Source organism: Lysinibacillus sp. FSL M8-0337 (genome assembly GCF_038593855.1).
Classification (GTDB): domain Bacteria; phylum Bacillota; class Bacilli; order Bacillales_A; family Planococcaceae; genus Lysinibacillus; species Lysinibacillus sphaericus_D.
The window spans coordinates 2,868,775-2,885,373 of the sequence record NZ_CP151996.1; the positions used below are offsets into that span (position 1 = coordinate 2,868,775).

Sequence of the window (16,599 nt, forward strand, 5' to 3'; positions counted from 1 at the left end):
TATTAAAAATGTCTGCTATGTTTTCTATTTTACGAAACGAAATAATAGGAAGGATATTGTGTCATTCTAATGATTTCCAGCATTTCGCACTTCTGCACCAAAAAACTGCCCGACCAGTTACAATACTAGTCGAGCAGTTTTTGTTTTTATGCTTTTTGATAACGAAGCACTGGTGTACGAGCAGCGCGCGTTTCGTCTAGACGAGATACGACTGTTGTATGTGGTGCTTCTTGTACGATCGATGGGTTTTCTTCTGCTTCTTTGGCGATTTGAATCATAATGTCGCAGAAAGCATCTAATGTTTCTTTTGATTCTGTTTCTGTAGGCTCGATCATTAACGCTTCTTCCACATTGAGTGGGAAGTACGTTGTTGGTGGATGGTAGCCGAAGTCTAACAGACGTTTTGCGATATCTAATGTACGAACGCCCAGTTTCTTTTGACGACGACCAGATAATACAAATTCATGCTTGCAATGACGGTTATATGGTAGGTCGTAGAATGGCTCTAGGCGACGCATCATGTAGTTTGCGTTGAGTACAGCATATTCGGTAACAGCTTTTAAGCCATCAGGACCCATCGTACGGATATACGTATACGCACGTACGTTAATGCCGAAGTTGCCATAGTAAGGTTTTACGCGACCAATGGACTGTGGGCGCTCGTAATCGAAGTGGTATGTGCCATCTTCTGTACGGACAAGAACTGGTTTTGGTAGGAATGGGATTAAATCAGCCTTTACGCCTACTGGACCTGAACCTGGACCACCGCCACCGTGTGGACCTGTAAATGTTTTGTGTAAGTTTAAGTGTACACAGTCAAAGCCCATATCGCCAGGACGTGCTTTACTCATTACGGCATTTAAGTTAGCGCCATCGTAGTATACTTTCCCGCCAACTTCATGAATAAGCTCTGCCATTTCGATAATATTTTCTTCGAATAGACCTAGTGTATTTGGGTTTGTTAACATTAATGCTGCTGTGTCTGGCCCTACTACTTTACGTAAATCCTCGATATCGACTAAGCCGTTTTCATCAGATTTAACTGTAATTGTTTCAAAGCCTGCAACTGTTGCTGATGCTGGATTTGTACCGTGTGCAGAGTCAGGAACGATGACTTTATTACGATGTCCTTCGCCGTTTGCTTCATGGAAAGCACGAATCATCATTAATGCTGTCCATTCACCATGCGCACCTGCCGCTGGTTGTAATGTGACTTCATCCATCCCTGTAATTTCGACTAAAGACGTTTGCAGTTCATAAAGAAGTTCCATTGCACCTTGAACTGTAGATTCATCTTGTAATGGGTGTACATTGGCAAAGCCAGATAGACGTGCCACTGACTCATTGATTTTTGGATTATACTTCATCGTACATGAACCAAGTGGATAGAAGCCAGAGTCTACACCGTGGTTACGACGAGATAATGCTGTATAATGACGCATAATATCAAGCTCAGAAACTTCTGGTAACTCCGCCGCTTCTTCACGAATACAGTTTGCAGGAAGTAAATCCGCAAGATCGATTTCTGGTACATCTAACGCTTCTAAGCTATACCCTACGCGACCTTCTTTTGTAATTTCAAAAATGAGTGATTGATTTTCGTTATGCATTGAGAGCCCCCATTTCTGCAACAAGTGCATCAATTTCTTCCTTCGTGCGTAATTCTGTGACAGCGATTAGTACATGTTGCTTCAGTGAATCGTATGTTTGACCTAATGGATAACCGCCGATAATGCCTTTTTCAAGTAAGCCTTTGTTGATTTCTTTCACGCATTTATTTGTTTTTACAACGATTTCGTTAAAGTGTGCACCTTGGAATGCCACTGTAAAGCCTGCCGCTTCAAAAGCATTTTTTGCGTAGCGTGTTTTCGCAATATTTTGCATGGCCATTTCGCGTACGCCTTGCTTGCCTAAAGCAGTCATCGCAACAGATGCTGCTAGAGCTAACAGCGCTTGGTTTGAACAAATATTCGATGTTGCTTTGTCGCGACGAATATGCTGTTCACGCGCTTGTAGTGTTAACACATAACCACGACGACCTTCACCATCTACTGTTTCCCCAACAAGACGACCAGGCACTTTACGCATTAATTTTGTTGTCACAGCGAAGAATCCACAGTGTGGACCGCCGAAGCTTTCCGCAATACCAAATACTTGTGCATCGCCAACGCAAATATCGGCACCAAGCTTACCTGGTGGTGTCAAAATTCCTAGTGCAAGTGGGTTAGATGATACAACAAATAAACTTTTCGCATCATGTGCAATATCTCCGATAACTTGTAAATCTTCTACTTGACCGAAGAAGTTTGGATACTGTGCAATAACAGCCGCTGTATTTTCATCAATCAGCTCTTTTAAAGCTTCTACATCTGTGACACCATCTTTATGAGGAATTGTAACGATGTCAATTGATTGACCGTATGCATATGTAGCAACGACATCACGATATTCAGGGTGAACCGTTTCAGATACTAAAATTTTCTTACGACGTGTATGACCTGCAGCTAGCATCCCTGCTTCAGCCAGTGCTGTTCCGCCGTCATACATAGAAGAGTTGGCAAGATCCATGCCTGTAAGCTCCGCGATCATTGTTTGGAATTCAAAAATCGCTTGTAATTCCCCTTGTGAAATTTCAGGTTGGTACGGAGTATAGGCTGTATAAAATTCTGAACGAGAAATGACATGGTCTACGATAATCGGTTTATAGTGATTGTAGACACCTGCACCTAAAAATGATACGTTCGCATTTGTATCTTTATTTTTTGCAGCGAGTGCCGATAACTCTTTTAAAAGTGCTGATTCTGATTTTGCTTCTTTAATATCATAAAGGCCTTTGAAACGTACTTTTTCAGGAATATCCTCGAATAACTCATCGACTGACGATACACCAACTACGTCTAACATGTCTTGTTTGTCTTGCTCCGTCATTGGTAAATAACGATGTTTCATAAATGTAGGTCCCTCTTTTCAAATTTTATTTTGAACGCTTGTAAAACGGTGTTTCAACTGTTACTACCTTTAAGTGCTTACCACGAATTTCGATTTCCAATTCTGTTCCGATAGTTGCGAATTGGCTGTCAATTAAGGCGTTACCAACATTACGTTTTGAAGAAGGAAGCTGTGTACCTGTTGTCACTTCACCGATTTCTTGACCATCCTTGAACACTTTGTAACCATGACGTGGAATCCCTTTATCAATCATTTCAATACCGACAATTTTACGCGCTAAACCATTCTCTTTTTGAGCCACTAACGCATCATGCCCAATGAAGTCATCTTTATTCAATTTCACAGCAAAGCCAATGCCCGCTTCAAGTGGTGAAATTGTAGCAGAAAGTTCCTGCCCATAAAGTGGCAGACCCGCTTCAAAGCGCAATGTATCACGGCAACCTAAGCCTGCTGGCACAACGCCTTTGTCTTTTCCTGCATCTAAAATAATAGCCCAAAGAGCTTTAATATCCGCTGGAGCACCGTATAACTCAAAACCATCTTCACCCGTGTAACCACTGCGAGAGACTAACGCTTTATGTCCTGCAATGTCAACATGCTCTTGGAAGCGGAAATATTTAATCGCACTTACATCCGTAGCCGTTAATGATTGAAGAAGCTCTTCTGCAAGTGGTCCTTGTAAAGCGATTTGTGCAAATGCTTCGGATTGATTGTCAATTGTGACATCATACTGATGTTGATTTTCCATCATCCAATCAAAGTCTTTTTCAATATTGGCTGCGTTGACACATAGTAAATAATGATTATCTGCAAGTTTGTAAGTTAATAAATCATCGACAACGCCACCATCTTCATAGCACATTGCATTGTATTGCGCTTGACCAGTAGCAATTTTAGCGATGTCATTGGACAAAAGATTTTGTAAAAACGCTAGTGCATCTGGACCTGTTACTAAAATTTCGCCCATATGAGACACATCAAATAAGCCTGCACGATTACGCACTGCATCATGTTCTTCTTTTATAGAAGTAAATTGTACTGGTAATTCCCATCCACCGAAGTCAATTGTTTTACCACCATACTTTGCGTATTCGTCAAATAGAGGTGTACGTTTTAATTCATTCGTCATTACTATTGCCTCCTTATTGTTCGTATCATTTTACTGGTAGTAGTTCGTCTGCTTTTTTGATATTTAAGCGCATACGCCGTAAGTACGCTAAGGCAGTTATCCTTTGTTAGCAAATGAAAAACTATGTGCCCGATTGTACTTTGACAGATGTTTAGACATAAAAAAAGACAGACGAACCCCTTTTCGGGATTCTCTGTCCTTGCACCTGAAAGTTACACCAATCTAACTCGCATTGCGAAAATGCCAATCAGTAGGCTTTCCCCTTTGGTGGCTGTTGTATTACAGCTCTCTCCAGAGTTGCGTCTTGTACGAGTCCTTTTACCTGAGAGATTCATAGCCCTTTGCTACTTGCTCCTTCGGTGGCGTCTACACGCGCTCTCCCCGTACAATCATCCGCCCAAGAATGCTCTTGGTACTATTTAGTATTCAATGTACAAAAAGTTATCTTATTAGTCTATATCCTAACATTGATTGCATTGAAAAGGCAAACATTTTTTAATTTAACTTAAAAGACGAATATTACAGTCATCTAAATCAATCATCGTTCGCTTTTTAATCTTTTTACTTGAAATACTAAATACTCTAGAATATGCCGAATCGTTCTACCTTCTGTCAGCACTTGAATATGTCCTGCATCGCGATAAAACTTTCTTCTGTAATGATACAGCTCCTCTAACTCTTCCTTGGTCGAGCTTTGTACTATTGGTCGATTTGGATCATGCTGTATTCGTTTATAAATATCATCGAATGTCGCATCTAAAAAGAATACAAGTCCACTGCGTCTCATAATTTTTCGGTTTTCCCCATTTATCGCTACACCGCCACCTGTAGAGATAATACATGCCTCGTCGCGGAAATTTTTCAAAAATTCCGTTTCTATTTCACGGAAACGAGCCTCTCCATACTTCTCAAAAATTTGTGGAATCGTCATTCCCTGCTGTCTGACAATTTCATGATCCATATCATAGTAGGGTAATTTTAATAAATAGCTTAACCGTCTACCTAACGCACTCTTCCCGCAGCCCATAAAGCCAACTAAATATATTTTTCGCATTCGAATCACCTTCTTACTACGATTCTACACTGTCTGACAAAATTTGTCCTAATAAATTTATCGTAGCTCGAACATTCATCTTTTCTAACCCATCATATGTTCGAAACTGAATCTCATAAGACATGCAATACGTAAGAACAAAAGTAGTTACAAAAAATAATAATGCAATTGTGATTAAAAAAACAGCCCCTCTGTCATTTTTCAATAATTGGTACAAAATAGGTCCGCTCCTTCTTTAAACCGCTTGGAAATTCGACAGCGATTGTCAGTTCATTGCCACTCATTTGAAACTGGCAATTGTTTATCCCCACAAGCATCGGGACATGACCACCATTCACTCTTTGTCGAATCATATTATGATAGCAGTCAAAATACTGCCATGTATTGGCTGTTTGAAGCATGATCGTTCTTTGATTTTGCCTTACCGATAAGGAAGTAGCATTGGCCAAATTCGTACTCATTTCGAAAACAAATAACTCCCATTTTGAATGTTCATCCGTCATGATAGAAGTTTTGATTGTAAGAGCCCACAGAATAATCAAGATGAAAACATGGCAAACGAGCACAAAGACGACCATTTGAATCAGTGCTTCCAATAAAGTATATCCTTTGTCGTTCATCGAATTTCACCTGCTAATTCAATACACTTTTCACGCAGTTCTCTTGTATTTTGAAATGTGACACATATTTTCTGTCCATCAAATAGCCAATGATACTCTACATCGTCAATCGTTTTTACTCCTGCGACTTGCTGGAAATAACGATATTGCTTTAATCCTTCATAAGCCGTTTCGGCAGCGGCAACTTCAAGCTTTTGATGATAGAGGGTTGTTTTCATTGTGTAGCTAATCGGAATTAACGTCGAGCATAACAGCATTACAATAACAACAGAAACAATTGTTTCAACAAAGGAGTAGCCCATTTCATTCATTCGACTCTCATTCTCCCTCGTCCTAGCGTTATGACTACTTTTTTAAGCCCCTGAGGTGTATGAAAATAAAGTGTCCCTGGCGTCATCATATTACCGATAAAGTTAAAGCGCACAGTATAAACGTTTGTCCCCTCTGTCAATAGTTCTACCCCTTTTGGAAAGGGGCGAGTATATACTGTTGTAAAAAAATCTTTTTTAATACTGTAACGTTGTAAGTGTGGTTCAAATTTGATAAATATATAATCCTTGTGGTGCATACTATACGTTTGCAAATAGTGAAGATCTAATTGCATTTGCATAAAAAAGCGTTCCACTTCTTTTGCTTCAGCTACTTTCACTGATAATTTTGTCACAATAGCCGTTAATGACATTACTATAAATAACACCATGACCATTTCAAGCAGCGTATAACCTTGTTCATTTTTAATGCGATTCATTGTCCATCAACCTCTGCTGTAGAGGATTTTTTTGCTAATTGCACTTCTCCTTTAGTGGTAATCACGATCTTTTCCTTATTTGGGCAAGTCGTTCCCTGCTCTTTTAAATATCCTTTTGCCACTAAATCGTCTAATGAAGGATACTCCATAAAATCTACCCGATAAGCCTCAACTTGTCCTTGTACCATCGATATATATGCAGCACATCCTTTTTCATCAATCGTCGCAAAATGTTTTGTAACATTCGGAATTGTAATAAGTATTAAAACGGAAATAATTAACAGAACAATTAACATTTCAATTAAAGTAAATCCAGCTTCTTGTTGTATATGTTTCATGATAGGTCCTCCTATATAAGTTCAATCATGTGATAAATCGGTAACAATAAACTGACATAGGCCGCAACAATACATAAAGCAATAAAAACAAAAAACGTTGGTTGTACAAATGCAAGCAATCTTTGCAACAGGAGTTCTTGCTTTTCTAACAATAATTCACTATACAATACTAATTCCTTCCCTAAGTAACCGCTTCGCTCCCCATGCTCTACAAACGTAGCAAAATCGTTTTGCCACACTGGAAGTAAAGTAACTGCCTGTGTTAACGTATCTCCAAAAGTAACCCTTTCCTTTATGCGACTAGCTAAAAAGCGTACATTCGGTTGGTACCGTTGTCGCTCTAAAATCTGCAAGCTTGCTTGTAAGGAAAAACCACTATGCAGCAAGCTACCCAAATAAGCAGCAAATTGTTTTGTAATGGTTAAGCGAAAATAGCTATTCATAATAGGTATTTTTAACATTATTTGGAGCTGTCTGGCAACAGGTAACCTTTTTAGCATACGCTGAAAAATGATGCTACCTAAAGTCAAAACAAAAAGGACTACGATAAATACGTCTGGAACATGTAATAATAATTTAGATACGGCAATAGACGACTGTTCCTCTGTTCCATAATCATTGCGACTTGTCACCATTGCTTCAATATTAGGAAAGAAAAACGTACGAAATAACAGGAACAACAACAATAAAAATACAATCAATACTACTGGATACAAAAGTAACTTCATTAGTTTTTTCTTAGTCTCTTGGCTCAACGTCATTTGCTTGGCCACACCATCTAATGCTTTAACTATATGTCCATTATGTTCAGCAATTGAAATGGCTACCAAATAATGCTTGGCTAATTGTAAAGTTTCAAATACACCTATAACACCTTTTCCTTGTTTAAGTGCTTCATCTACAAATTGTTGAACCTCCTCATAGTTTTTCACATGGTGTGGCAGCAGCATCGACACCGCTTGTGCAAACAAATAGCCTTCCTGTATTAAGACACTTAAACGCCTAATAAATTGTGCTTGTTCTTTTAATCGCCACTTTGTTGTTCTTTTATAATCCAGTTGTAGTTTGTCAATAAACGCTCTGAGCTGCAGCATATTGTTGCCTCATAATTTCTTCTTTTTGACCAGCCAACGTAAGACGATAAGGCATTGCATAATGCGATTTTTGTATCAAAGCTTGAATGGCATGATCAAGGTCGCGATCACATAATATTTCAAATAATGCTCGTCTTTCCTCTTGCTGTTGCGGAATGTGTAGTAACATTTGTGCCACAATAGCAATTACTGTTTGACGAAGCTCTTCTGGTGACACCCCTAAATCTAAAAGACGATAGAGACAACTTACTGAATCCTTAGCGTGAATAGTTGACAGCACTAAATGACCTGTAAGAGCTGCCTCGATAGCAATTTTAGCTGTTTCTTGATCACGTATTTCACCGATCATAATCACGTCTGGCGAATGCCGCAAAATCGCTTTTAAGCCCGCCGCATAAGTAATGCCAGCTCGTTCATTTACTTGAATTTGAAGAAGACTGACTTGTTGATTTTCTACAGGATCTTCTAATGAAATAACATGGCGTTGAAGCTCGCTAGAACAATGGTGTATTAAAGAGTACAAAGATGTTGTTTTACCAGTGCCCGTTGCGCCGCAAAACAATAAAATGCCTTGTTGATTGTCCACTAGCTTTGTTAACTTATCAGCTGCACATTTGGAATAGCTTAAGGATGTAAGTGGAAATGCGTGGTTTTGAAGTAGAAGCCGTATAATCAGGCTTTCTTTTAAATAAGCAGAAGGAAGTGTGGAAACGCGTAAAGCAAAACGATTTTGCTCCACTATTTTCTGAAAAGAGCCGCTTTGTGGTTTACGCCGCTCACTAATATCTAATGCTGCTAAAAATTTATAATAGGACACGATACGCTCGGCGAGTTCTGTGGGGAGCTCTCCTGCAGTCAGTAACTTATCATATTTTCGAAAATAGATTATATACCGATTTTCTTGCGGTATAAGTAATAAATCCGAAGCACCAAAATGATAGGCTTTCACTAAAAGATGCTCACTCTTTTGTTCTACAACAGATTCAAAAGTTTGCATAATTACCCCTTCTTTCTAGTTCATTCGAATATGACCGCTCTATTCGTTATTTCCTAGTATAAAGAGGAACACGTTACGAGAAAAGCCCTTTTTCTAAAATAAAAATTTGATGGATATTTCACTAGTAAATGTAGATTTTTCTAAAAAGATTGTGGATAACATACAAATTTTCACAAATTATGAACAAAACATATGAAAAAGATAATATTTAAGCCTAAAGAATCTGTATCTTTTCCAATAATGCAATATAATAGAATCAGCATGATTTTTTTCCTAACTTTTCATTAACAGCATTTTTTCAAATAATACAATGAGGTGATGTAAATGATCCATCCATTAAAAATTACTAGTACTTTAGCCGACGAAACGAGGTACTCCATTTATGAGTATATTTTAAAAGAGAAAAAAACGGTAACAGTACAAAATATTGCTGATAAATTCAGCATCCATCCAAATGTTGCACGCCTTCACTTAACCAAGCTCTCAGAAATTAATATTATTACTGCAGATTTCGCAAAAACCGGTAAAGGTGGACGACCTGGTCGTGTTTATAAGGCATCTGAAAAAGGTGTTTCACTAACATTCCCTAGACGTGATGAAGAGCGCTTATTAAAATGGACGATCCAATTAGTACAAGAGTTAGGACCATCTGCTTTAACTAAATGTCAGGAAATTAGTTATCAAGATGGCTATCAACAAATGAAAAATTATGTAAATGCTGAATTAAAACTAAATAACATGCTAACCTTCGAACAAAAGCTTCAGCTATTAACAGACAATGCTGCATTAATTGGCTATACTCCACAAATACAGCAAACGGAAAAAGGGAAAAAAGTGATTTTCTCCATTTTTAATTGCCCATTCCAAGAGCAGCTTGATACCCACTCGGACATCGTTTGTACTTTACACGAATCTTACTTAAAAGGACAATTAAATGCATTATTCTCTAATAATGAATTTATCCAAATCGAAAGCATGGTACATAACTGCGATTTATGCAAATATGAAATAAACGTGACAGAAATCGATAGCTAATTTGTAAAATCCATTTGTTTGTCACAAAGAAGCAGAAGTTCCAGTTTACAGACACCTTTCATATCATTTATAATGAGTAAGAGATTATTGTGTCGTGGGCAAAAGGAGGGGAAATCTTCATGGATAATATGTATAAAGTTATGGCATTCTGGACAGGTATTTTTGCAGTTATGTTCTACCTTGGTGGTATGAACGAGGTATCGCTATTATTCGTAGGTAATACAGGTTTATTCTTATTATTAGGCTTCTTGAACCTTTCAGAACGTATGTACATGTACATTTTCGGAGCATATTTAACTGTATTCTTCGCTGGCTTCACGTACTATACAACATTCATTCACGTACCTGGTGGCGGTCATTAATACAAAAAATCGCGTGTCTCAACAATCTTGAGACACGCTTTTTTTATTCCCTATCGCTTTAACTAACCCTTGCCGTTTAAACCTCCGTTAAAAGCCATTTAGGAAAGGATTCGTTTCCATTTCTGTACTAATTGTTGTGTAATTGCCATGACCTGGGTAAACAATGGTATCTTCAGGTAACGATAGTAGTTTGTCATGAATGGATGCAAGTAATAGTTTTGTTGATCCTCCAAGTAAATCTGTACGTCCTATACTTTGTTCGAATAATGTATCTCCAACGATGGCAAAACCATCTTGTTCAAAAATATATGAAATACTACCAGGTGAATGGCCAGGAGTAAATACGGCATTAAATACAAAATTACTTATTTCAAAAAGTTGCTCTTTCTTAATAATATGTTCTTTAGCAGGAGCAGCCACCTTATAATCTGGTAAAGAAGCATATTTACCAGAACCATTTTTCATCGGGTCATCTAGCCAGCTAACCTCTTTTTCATGAATCCACACTGGGATTTGAAATGCTTCTTTGACTTCATCCACTGCACCAATATGATCAAAATGGGCGTGTGTTAAAAAAATGGCTAATGGCTTCAATCCATTGCTGCGAATTGCCTTTATAATTTTTGTCGCTTCTTCACCTGGGTCAAATATTAAACATTCTTTCTCTTTATTCGATACGATATAACAATTCGTTTGGATTGGTCCAAGGGAATAGCTTCGTACGTTCATCATCTTTATCACCTCAACTTCATATTATACATTCTTTGCCACAATTTGACGATAAAAGTTCATACTTTACTCTATATTAGTCCTCGACAAAAACAGGTAGAACGTTTACAATTAAGGAGGAATATTGTTTACGACATTCATTTTCTGATGTCGAAAGGAGTGTCTTTTTTAATGAACTTATTAATGGTTATTTTTGGTCTAGTAGCGATTTTAGCTGTCGTTGGTACATTCCAAGCAATTAAAGAAAAAAACTTACTAAGCATTGTTTTCAACTTAGCAAGTGCTGGGGTATTTGGTTGGTTCGTCATCATGACAATCGTTCATAGTGGATATCCTCCAGCGTTACACTAAAATCCAGACAGAAAAGAGCAGTCTCTATTATGAGGCTGCTCTTTTTCTTTTCTGTAGGATGCTTTCATCACCGAATCATGCTAACCCTTATAAAAAATAGGAGGTTTTTTCTCATAAATTACGTTATCATATAAGTAAGGATTTTTTAAATATGGAATAATTTATTTAATTCACCTATATCTATATGCACTAGAAGGAGATTTATGATGAAACGTAAAAAGATTTTATTGGTCATTTCTTTGGTAGTAGTACTATCACTCATTGGCATTGCTGTGAAAAATGAAATATACAAAGAGACCCAACCTAATTTGATTGTAGATAAACAAACAGGGGCAAAGATGCTTAACTTTAAAAGCCCATTAACACACTTAGATGAATCCTCAACGACATTAGAAGCATATAAAGGGAAAATTCTTATTATAAATTTTTGGGCTTCTTGGTGCGGTCCTTGTCAGGAGGAAGCACCGGATTTAAATACTTTTTATGAGCAAAAACCAAATAATGTTGAGTTGCTAGCAATCAATGCGACTTCAAATGATAGTCGTGAAAATGCAATCAAGTTTCAACAATTATACAATATAAGTTTTCCTATTTTCTTAGATTATGATCGAGCACTTGGGAAGGCTTTCGAAGTCATGGCTTACCCTACTACCTTTATTATTGATGCTGAGGGTACTTTGAGATATACAGTCGAGGGGCAAGTTACACAAAAGGACTTACAGCAGTTCCTTTCGAATCTGTAAAGGACAACTAGCAGTGATTGCATTGCTAAATTTTCAAAATTACTTGAATTGTTTGCGTGACTGGCACCAAAAAAAGGCATACTAGAAATTCTAGTATGCCTTTTTCGATTTATTTCACTGCATTTTGTTTTAAATTGCCTGTTTTTTCATCATAGAATCGGAGTAAGTCGCCGTTTATGATGGCATCCGAGTTTTCTAATTCCGTTGTTGCTCGGTCTGCATAAGGTTGACAAGGCGCTACATCAATTTGTTCCCCTGTTGCTTTGTCATAGCAAGCCTCACCAGCATAAACGTATTTATCTGTAATGAAGCGGCCGTCACGGAAGATAACGAAATCCTCGTGCTCTGGTGAGAATAAATCTGCACCAAGTTGCATATCTTTTGTCGTTTCAACGCCAAGTAAATGTAAAATAGTTGGTCGTAAATCTATTTGTCCAGCTACCTCTGTCATCTCTTTCCCTTGACCATCGCCAGGGATATGGATGAATAAAGGTACTTCTTGCAATAATGCATTATCATACGGTGTAATGCCGTCTTTTTCTAAATATTGTGCCATTGCTTTATTATGGTTTTCAGAAATACCATAATGGTCTCCATACATAACGATAATAGAATTATCATAAACACCTTGGTCTTTTAGATCTTGGAAGAAGTCTTTTAGCGCCTCATCCATGTAACGTACTGTTTGGAAGTAGCGATTTAATGTTCCTGAGTTTGACGTGTATTCAGGAATCATCACGTCTTCTGGATCTAAAGTGAATGGATAGTGGTTTGTTAACGTAATTAAACGAGAGTAGAATGGCTGTGGCATGTCTTTCATCAATGCAGCGGACTGCTCCATAAACGGAATATCTTTCATACCCCAGTTGACAGCTTGGCCTTCTTCTACTTTATATGAGTCTACATCATAGAACTTATCAATTTTTAAAGATTGGTACATCATATCACGATTCCAGAACGATTTATTGTTCGGGTGCATAACATTTGTAAAGTAACCATTTTCCCCAAGACGCTCTGCCATTGAGTTATACGTATTACCACCATGTGTGAAGAAGACAGCGCCACGGCCAAGACCGAATAATGAGTTTTCTAAAATAAACTCAGAGTCTGATGTTTTCCCTAACCCTGTTTGGTGATAGAAATTGCTGAAATAATACGTATCTGGATCTTTTGTTAAAGAGTTAAAGAATGGCGTAATTTCGTGTCCATTCATATCATTATTAATCACAAAGTTTTGTAATGACTCGAGCGACACGACGATTAAGTTGCGATCTTTGTATTTTCCAAACATTTCCTCATTGATTGATGCTTGGTTAGAACGAATGTAGTTATTCACTTCTACTAATTCACTGCCATCCGCTAATGCGCGTTGTGCAGATGATTTTGACTGAATATAAATATCATATAGATGATAGTTGTACGTACCTATATTTTTAACAAGTAGTTCGCGGTCGAAGCTACGTGTTAATAATTGTGGACGCTCTGTTTCTGCTAAACCTAAGTTTAAAAATGTCATGGCAATTGCTAATACGAAAAATGCACGACGGAATTCAACATTTACTTTTACCGCTGCTTTCATTTTTGGTAAATACTTATTAGCGATAATAATAATAAAGACATCTGCAAAATATAAAAGATCCCATGGATTAATAATAGCTGCAGCGGATGTTCCTAAATCACTAAAATTACTTGTCTGGAATAATACCGGCAATGTAATAAAGTCATTGTAGAATCGATAGAACGCTACGTTTCCATATAAAACAATCGATAATACGATACTAATAGTGATTATATAGCGATTTCTTATTTTTGGTGTTTTAAAGAATAACGATAATCCATAAACAAACAGTAAAAAACTTAATGGATTGATTAACAAAATAAATTGTTGCATCGCATTTTCAATTTTCAACTCAAAGCTTGTGTGGTACACAATGACCGTTTTTATCCAAGTTGCTACGATTGCTAGTATCATAAATGAATGTTTAGGCCACTTAGTTAATTTCATTCCTAACATCCTCCCTATTCCTTACAAAAAAATAATAAAATTTACAATTTGATTTCTGAAACAAAATATATCTTAATCCATTTTTTACAGATAATCAACAGATATATTTTTAGGCAGCCTTTCTCCTCGGCTTCATTATAGCTTAACATTAATATATACGTTTTTAAATGTAAAAAGTTTCGTAAAAACATAAAAACAGTGGTAAACCACTGTTTTTACGAATTTTACATACAGATTACGATATTTTTACGGTACCCAAATTATTCGCTATTGAAACATTACTGCTTATTTTGCTCAACCCGCAGTCTTGTCGTTTCTTGTCGTATTAACAACAGTGCCATTTGGTAATCTTTAATGTCGAGTACATTCGCCTTGTACAACTCACGAATTTCATCCTCCATTAACATTAAATCGCCAATAGGATCACGTGTATAAATATAAGTGCCATATGTTTTTAATAAATCATAAATATCTAGCATTTTATCCATTTTATTTCGCTCCTCGTTGCGCTTCACAATCAATGCGTTTTGTCGGTGTGATAATAAGATCTACTGGGTAGTCGTGCGTCTCTACAGGCACCTGTTCATATAGTTGCTCATCAAAAAGCACAGACATTAGTTTACCTTTTTTATAGTGTAATACATAGCGATCGTAATAACCACCACCGTAGCCAATTCGATAGCCTTGTGTGTCAAAAACTACGCCAGGAACAAGTATGATATCCATTTCATTTGCGTCAACAAACTCACTTATTTCCGGAATTGGTTCACGCAAATGCATATAAACAGTTTCTAACTGGGCAAACGATTCTATCGCATAAAATGACATTTCTCTTGTTTTTGCATTACATTTTGGAACTGCCACTGTTTTACCAAGCTTCCAAAGTGCTTCGATTAGATGAATTGTGTCAACTTCTGGCTTATTAGAAATGGTAATGCCAATCGTATTTGCTTCTATTATATATGGTTCCTGTAGCACTTTTCTTGCGATAGCAAATGATTGTTCGCGATATGTAGCTGCACTCATATTTGAGAGTGCTTCACGCACCTTGTTTCGCAACGTTGTTTTATCCACGACATCGCACCTCCCTTTAAAATGTAGAAAGCCAAAACCACGTGTGGTTTTGGCTTAATGAGCGATTACTTTGTTTCACGGTGAAGAGTGTATTTCTTCTCGCGAGAGCAATATTTTTTAAGTTCAAGACGCTCTGGATTGTTACGCTTGTTCTTTTTAGAAATGTAGTTACGTTCGCCGCAATCTGTGCAAGCTAAAGTAATATTTACGCGCATTATTAACCCTCCCACTCTATATCAAGAATTTAAATTTGAGCATGATTTATACGACTAACCTATTATAACATAAACTGAAAAAAAATCTACCTTCATTTCATATTAAGTTTGCATGTGGTAAAATACCTTATAATTACATAATTTAATGGGGTGAAACTAGTGGATTTATCCATCATACTTATGATTGTCGGTATCGTTCTTATCTTTTTATCGTTCTTTTTCAAAGATAGTGCGAAAAAAGTCGAACAAGATGTCGAAGAATTATCCATTTCTATTTTTCAAGAAACGAATAATTTAAAACGACGTCTCAAAATTGTGGAAGAAGAGCTATTACTAGAACCTGAATTTCAGGTTAAATCATCCATAGCTAAAAATCCTCCGACGCAAAATCCAAAGGTTCAACAGGTTATGCAGGCTGTTCAACAAGCCGCACAGGTAAAAAAGGCTGAACCAATGCCAAACAACTTAAAGCCGATTCATGAAATCATTATCAGTCAGGTACTCGAGCTCAACAAGCAAGGACTTTCCATTGCTGATATTAGTATTCGCTCCAATTTAACGGAAGAGCAAGTGCGACAAGTGATTGCAAACGGAGGTAGATAATAATGAACAAATCCGCCATCCGTGCATTTGGTATCGCCATTTTCCTAGTCGGCGCATTGCTTTCTATAGCCGATCGCTTCGATCTAAATATTGGTCTACCGACAGTGGCCTCTTCAAACGATAAGGACGTAGAGGAACTACAAAAAAAACTTGAGCAAGCAACGAAAGAAATCGCAGCATTAAAAGCGAACTCGACGAAAGAAACTGGTAATGAAAATAAGCAACAAGAAAATGCAACTGACATGTCTGCGGAAGATGAGCATACTGATAGTACCCAGAACGCTGAAAAGAAAGCTGATAATGAAGTCACAATGACACTTCAAATATATAGCGGCATAACGCCCTATATTGTGGCGCAAAAGCTCGAAGACGGTGGCATTATTACAAATAGTGTAGAAATGGAGCTATTACTTGCGAATGCCAAATATGCGCGAAGTTTACAAATCGGCTCTTATGAAGTCAATTCTTCCATGTCACTAGAGGAAATTGCCAAATTAATAACTGGTAAAAAGCAATAAATAAAAAAATCCACTTCACCCTGCAGTAGCATTAC

General features: G+C 37.4%; 21 protein-coding genes and 1 riboswitch. Of the genes, 6 read left to right on the forward strand and 15 right to left on the reverse strand.

Annotated elements, in window-relative coordinates; translation table 11 throughout:
- Positions 1–146 precede the first annotated feature (146 nt).
- From gcvPB to comGA, 10 genes are all read right to left on the reverse strand, one after another.
- Complete coding sequence (gcvPB, locus tag MKY08_RS13715; protein WP_069509050.1) at positions 147–1,610, reverse strand: aminomethyl-transferring glycine dehydrogenase subunit GcvPB; 1,464 nt, start codon at positions 1,608–1,610, stop codon at positions 147–149.
- Positions 1,603–2,949 (reverse strand): aminomethyl-transferring glycine dehydrogenase subunit GcvPA, encoded by a 1,347-nt coding sequence (gcvPA, locus tag MKY08_RS13720; RefSeq protein ID WP_024361261.1) that lies wholly within the window; start codon positions 2,947–2,949, stop codon positions 1,603–1,605. Before gcvPA ends, gcvPB begins: the two co-directional genes overlap by 8 nt.
- Before the next feature lie 25 nt (positions 2,950–2,974).
- Entirely contained in the window at positions 2,975–4,078 is a 1,104-nt protein-coding gene (gene gcvT, locus MKY08_RS13725; RefSeq protein WP_069509053.1) for a glycine cleavage system aminomethyltransferase GcvT, read from the reverse strand.
- A 300-nt stretch (positions 4,079–4,378) separates the two neighbouring features.
- Positions 4,379–4,471, reverse strand: a riboswitch (glycine riboswitch).
- 145 nt (positions 4,472–4,616) lie between these two features.
- On the reverse strand, positions 4,617–5,132 hold the full coding sequence (locus tag MKY08_RS13730) for a shikimate kinase (protein WP_069509057.1): 516 nt from the start codon (positions 5,130–5,132) through the stop codon (positions 4,617–4,619).
- 194 nt (positions 5,133–5,326) lie between these two features.
- Positions 5,327–5,752: a competence type IV pilus minor pilin ComGF gene (gene comGF / locus MKY08_RS13735; RefSeq protein WP_069509064.1), complete on the reverse strand. Its 426-nt coding sequence runs from the start codon at positions 5,750–5,752 to the stop codon at positions 5,327–5,329.
- Positions 5,749–6,063 carry a type II secretion system protein gene (locus MKY08_RS13740; protein WP_069509067.1) on the reverse strand — a complete coding sequence of 105 codons (315 nt, stop codon included), beginning with the start codon at positions 6,061–6,063 and terminating at the stop codon, positions 5,749–5,751. Before MKY08_RS13740 ends, comGF begins: the two co-directional genes overlap by 4 nt.
- Positions 6,060–6,500 carry a competence type IV pilus minor pilin ComGD gene (gene comGD, locus MKY08_RS13745; protein ID WP_069509070.1) on the reverse strand — a complete coding sequence of 147 codons (441 nt, stop codon included), beginning with the start codon at positions 6,498–6,500 and terminating at the stop codon, positions 6,060–6,062. The genes MKY08_RS13740 and comGD overlap by 4 nt, the downstream gene beginning before the upstream one ends.
- On the reverse strand, positions 6,497–6,838 hold the full coding sequence (gene comGC, locus MKY08_RS13750; protein ID WP_069509073.1) for a competence type IV pilus major pilin ComGC: 342 nt from the start codon (positions 6,836–6,838) through the stop codon (positions 6,497–6,499). The genes comGD and comGC overlap by 4 nt, the downstream gene beginning before the upstream one ends.
- 11 nt (positions 6,839–6,849) lie before the next feature.
- Positions 6,850–7,932 (reverse strand): competence type IV pilus assembly protein ComGB, encoded by a 1,083-nt coding sequence (comGB, locus tag MKY08_RS13755; RefSeq protein ID WP_256093117.1) that lies wholly within the window; start codon positions 7,930–7,932, stop codon positions 6,850–6,852.
- Positions 7,907–8,929, reverse strand: coding sequence for a competence type IV pilus ATPase ComGA (comGA, locus tag MKY08_RS13760; RefSeq protein WP_069509076.1), 1,023 nt, complete (start codon positions 8,927–8,929; stop codon positions 7,907–7,909). Before comGA ends, comGB begins: the two co-directional genes overlap by 26 nt.
- A gap of 324 nt (positions 8,930–9,253) precedes the next feature.
- Here comGA and MKY08_RS13765 point away from each other — a divergent pair, with 324 nt between their 5' ends.
- On the forward strand, positions 9,254–9,964 hold the full coding sequence (locus MKY08_RS13765; protein ID WP_069509079.1) for a helix-turn-helix domain-containing protein: 711 nt from the start codon (positions 9,254–9,256) through the stop codon (positions 9,962–9,964).
- Between the two features lie 119 nt (positions 9,965–10,083).
- On the forward strand, positions 10,084–10,326 hold the full coding sequence (locus tag MKY08_RS13770) for a DUF2626 family protein (protein ID WP_024361272.1): 243 nt from the start codon (positions 10,084–10,086) through the stop codon (positions 10,324–10,326).
- Positions 10,327–10,413: 87 nt separating this feature from the next.
- Here the strand turns inward: MKY08_RS13770 and MKY08_RS13775 are convergent, their stop codons facing one another.
- Positions 10,414–11,058, reverse strand: a complete 645-nt coding sequence (locus MKY08_RS13775; RefSeq protein WP_069509082.1) for an MBL fold metallo-hydrolase — start codon at positions 11,056–11,058, stop codon at positions 10,414–10,416.
- Positions 11,059–11,226: 168 nt separating this feature from the next.
- Here MKY08_RS13775 and MKY08_RS13780 point away from each other — a divergent pair, with 168 nt between their 5' ends.
- Both MKY08_RS13780 and MKY08_RS13785 read left to right on the forward strand, forming a co-directional pair.
- Positions 11,227–11,406, forward strand: a complete 180-nt coding sequence (locus tag MKY08_RS13780; protein ID WP_024361274.1) for a DUF2759 domain-containing protein — start codon at positions 11,227–11,229, stop codon at positions 11,404–11,406.
- A gap of 203 nt (positions 11,407–11,609) precedes the next feature.
- A complete protein-coding gene (locus MKY08_RS13785; RefSeq protein WP_342533638.1) occupies positions 11,610–12,149 on the forward strand; it encodes a TlpA disulfide reductase family protein in 540 nt (179 codons plus the stop codon).
- Between the two features lie 109 nt (positions 12,150–12,258).
- Here MKY08_RS13785 and MKY08_RS13790 read toward each other — a convergent pair whose 3' ends face one another.
- From MKY08_RS13790 to rpmG, 4 genes are all read right to left on the reverse strand, one after another.
- A complete protein-coding gene (locus MKY08_RS13790) occupies positions 12,259–14,154 on the reverse strand; it encodes an LTA synthase family protein (protein ID WP_069509088.1) in 1,896 nt (631 codons plus the stop codon).
- A 278-nt stretch (positions 14,155–14,432) separates the two neighbouring features.
- Positions 14,433–14,642, reverse strand: a complete 210-nt coding sequence (locus tag MKY08_RS13795) for a YqgQ family protein (RefSeq protein WP_024361277.1) — start codon at positions 14,640–14,642, stop codon at positions 14,433–14,435.
- Between the two features lies 1 nt (position 14,643).
- Positions 14,644–15,228, reverse strand: coding sequence for a 5-formyltetrahydrofolate cyclo-ligase (locus MKY08_RS13800; protein ID WP_069509092.1), 585 nt, complete (start codon positions 15,226–15,228; stop codon positions 14,644–14,646).
- Positions 15,229–15,293: 65 nt separating this feature from the next.
- Positions 15,294–15,443 carry a 50S ribosomal protein L33 gene (gene rpmG / locus MKY08_RS13805; RefSeq protein ID WP_008408521.1) on the reverse strand — a complete coding sequence of 50 codons (150 nt, stop codon included), beginning with the start codon at positions 15,441–15,443 and terminating at the stop codon, positions 15,294–15,296.
- Positions 15,444–15,602: 159 nt separating this feature from the next.
- Here rpmG and MKY08_RS13810 point away from each other — a divergent pair, with 159 nt between their 5' ends.
- Together MKY08_RS13810 and MKY08_RS13815 are read left to right on the forward strand one after the other, a co-directional pair.
- The gene (locus MKY08_RS13810; RefSeq protein WP_024361278.1) at positions 15,603–16,046 is read left to right on the forward strand and encodes a hypothetical protein; all 444 of its coding nucleotides are present in this window, start codon (positions 15,603–15,605) and stop codon (positions 16,044–16,046) included.
- Positions 16,047–16,048: 2 nt separating this feature from the next.
- Positions 16,049–16,564: a hypothetical protein gene (locus MKY08_RS13815; protein ID WP_069509095.1), complete on the forward strand. Its 516-nt coding sequence runs from the start codon at positions 16,049–16,051 to the stop codon at positions 16,562–16,564.
- The last annotated feature ends 35 nt before the right edge of the window (positions 16,565–16,599 follow it).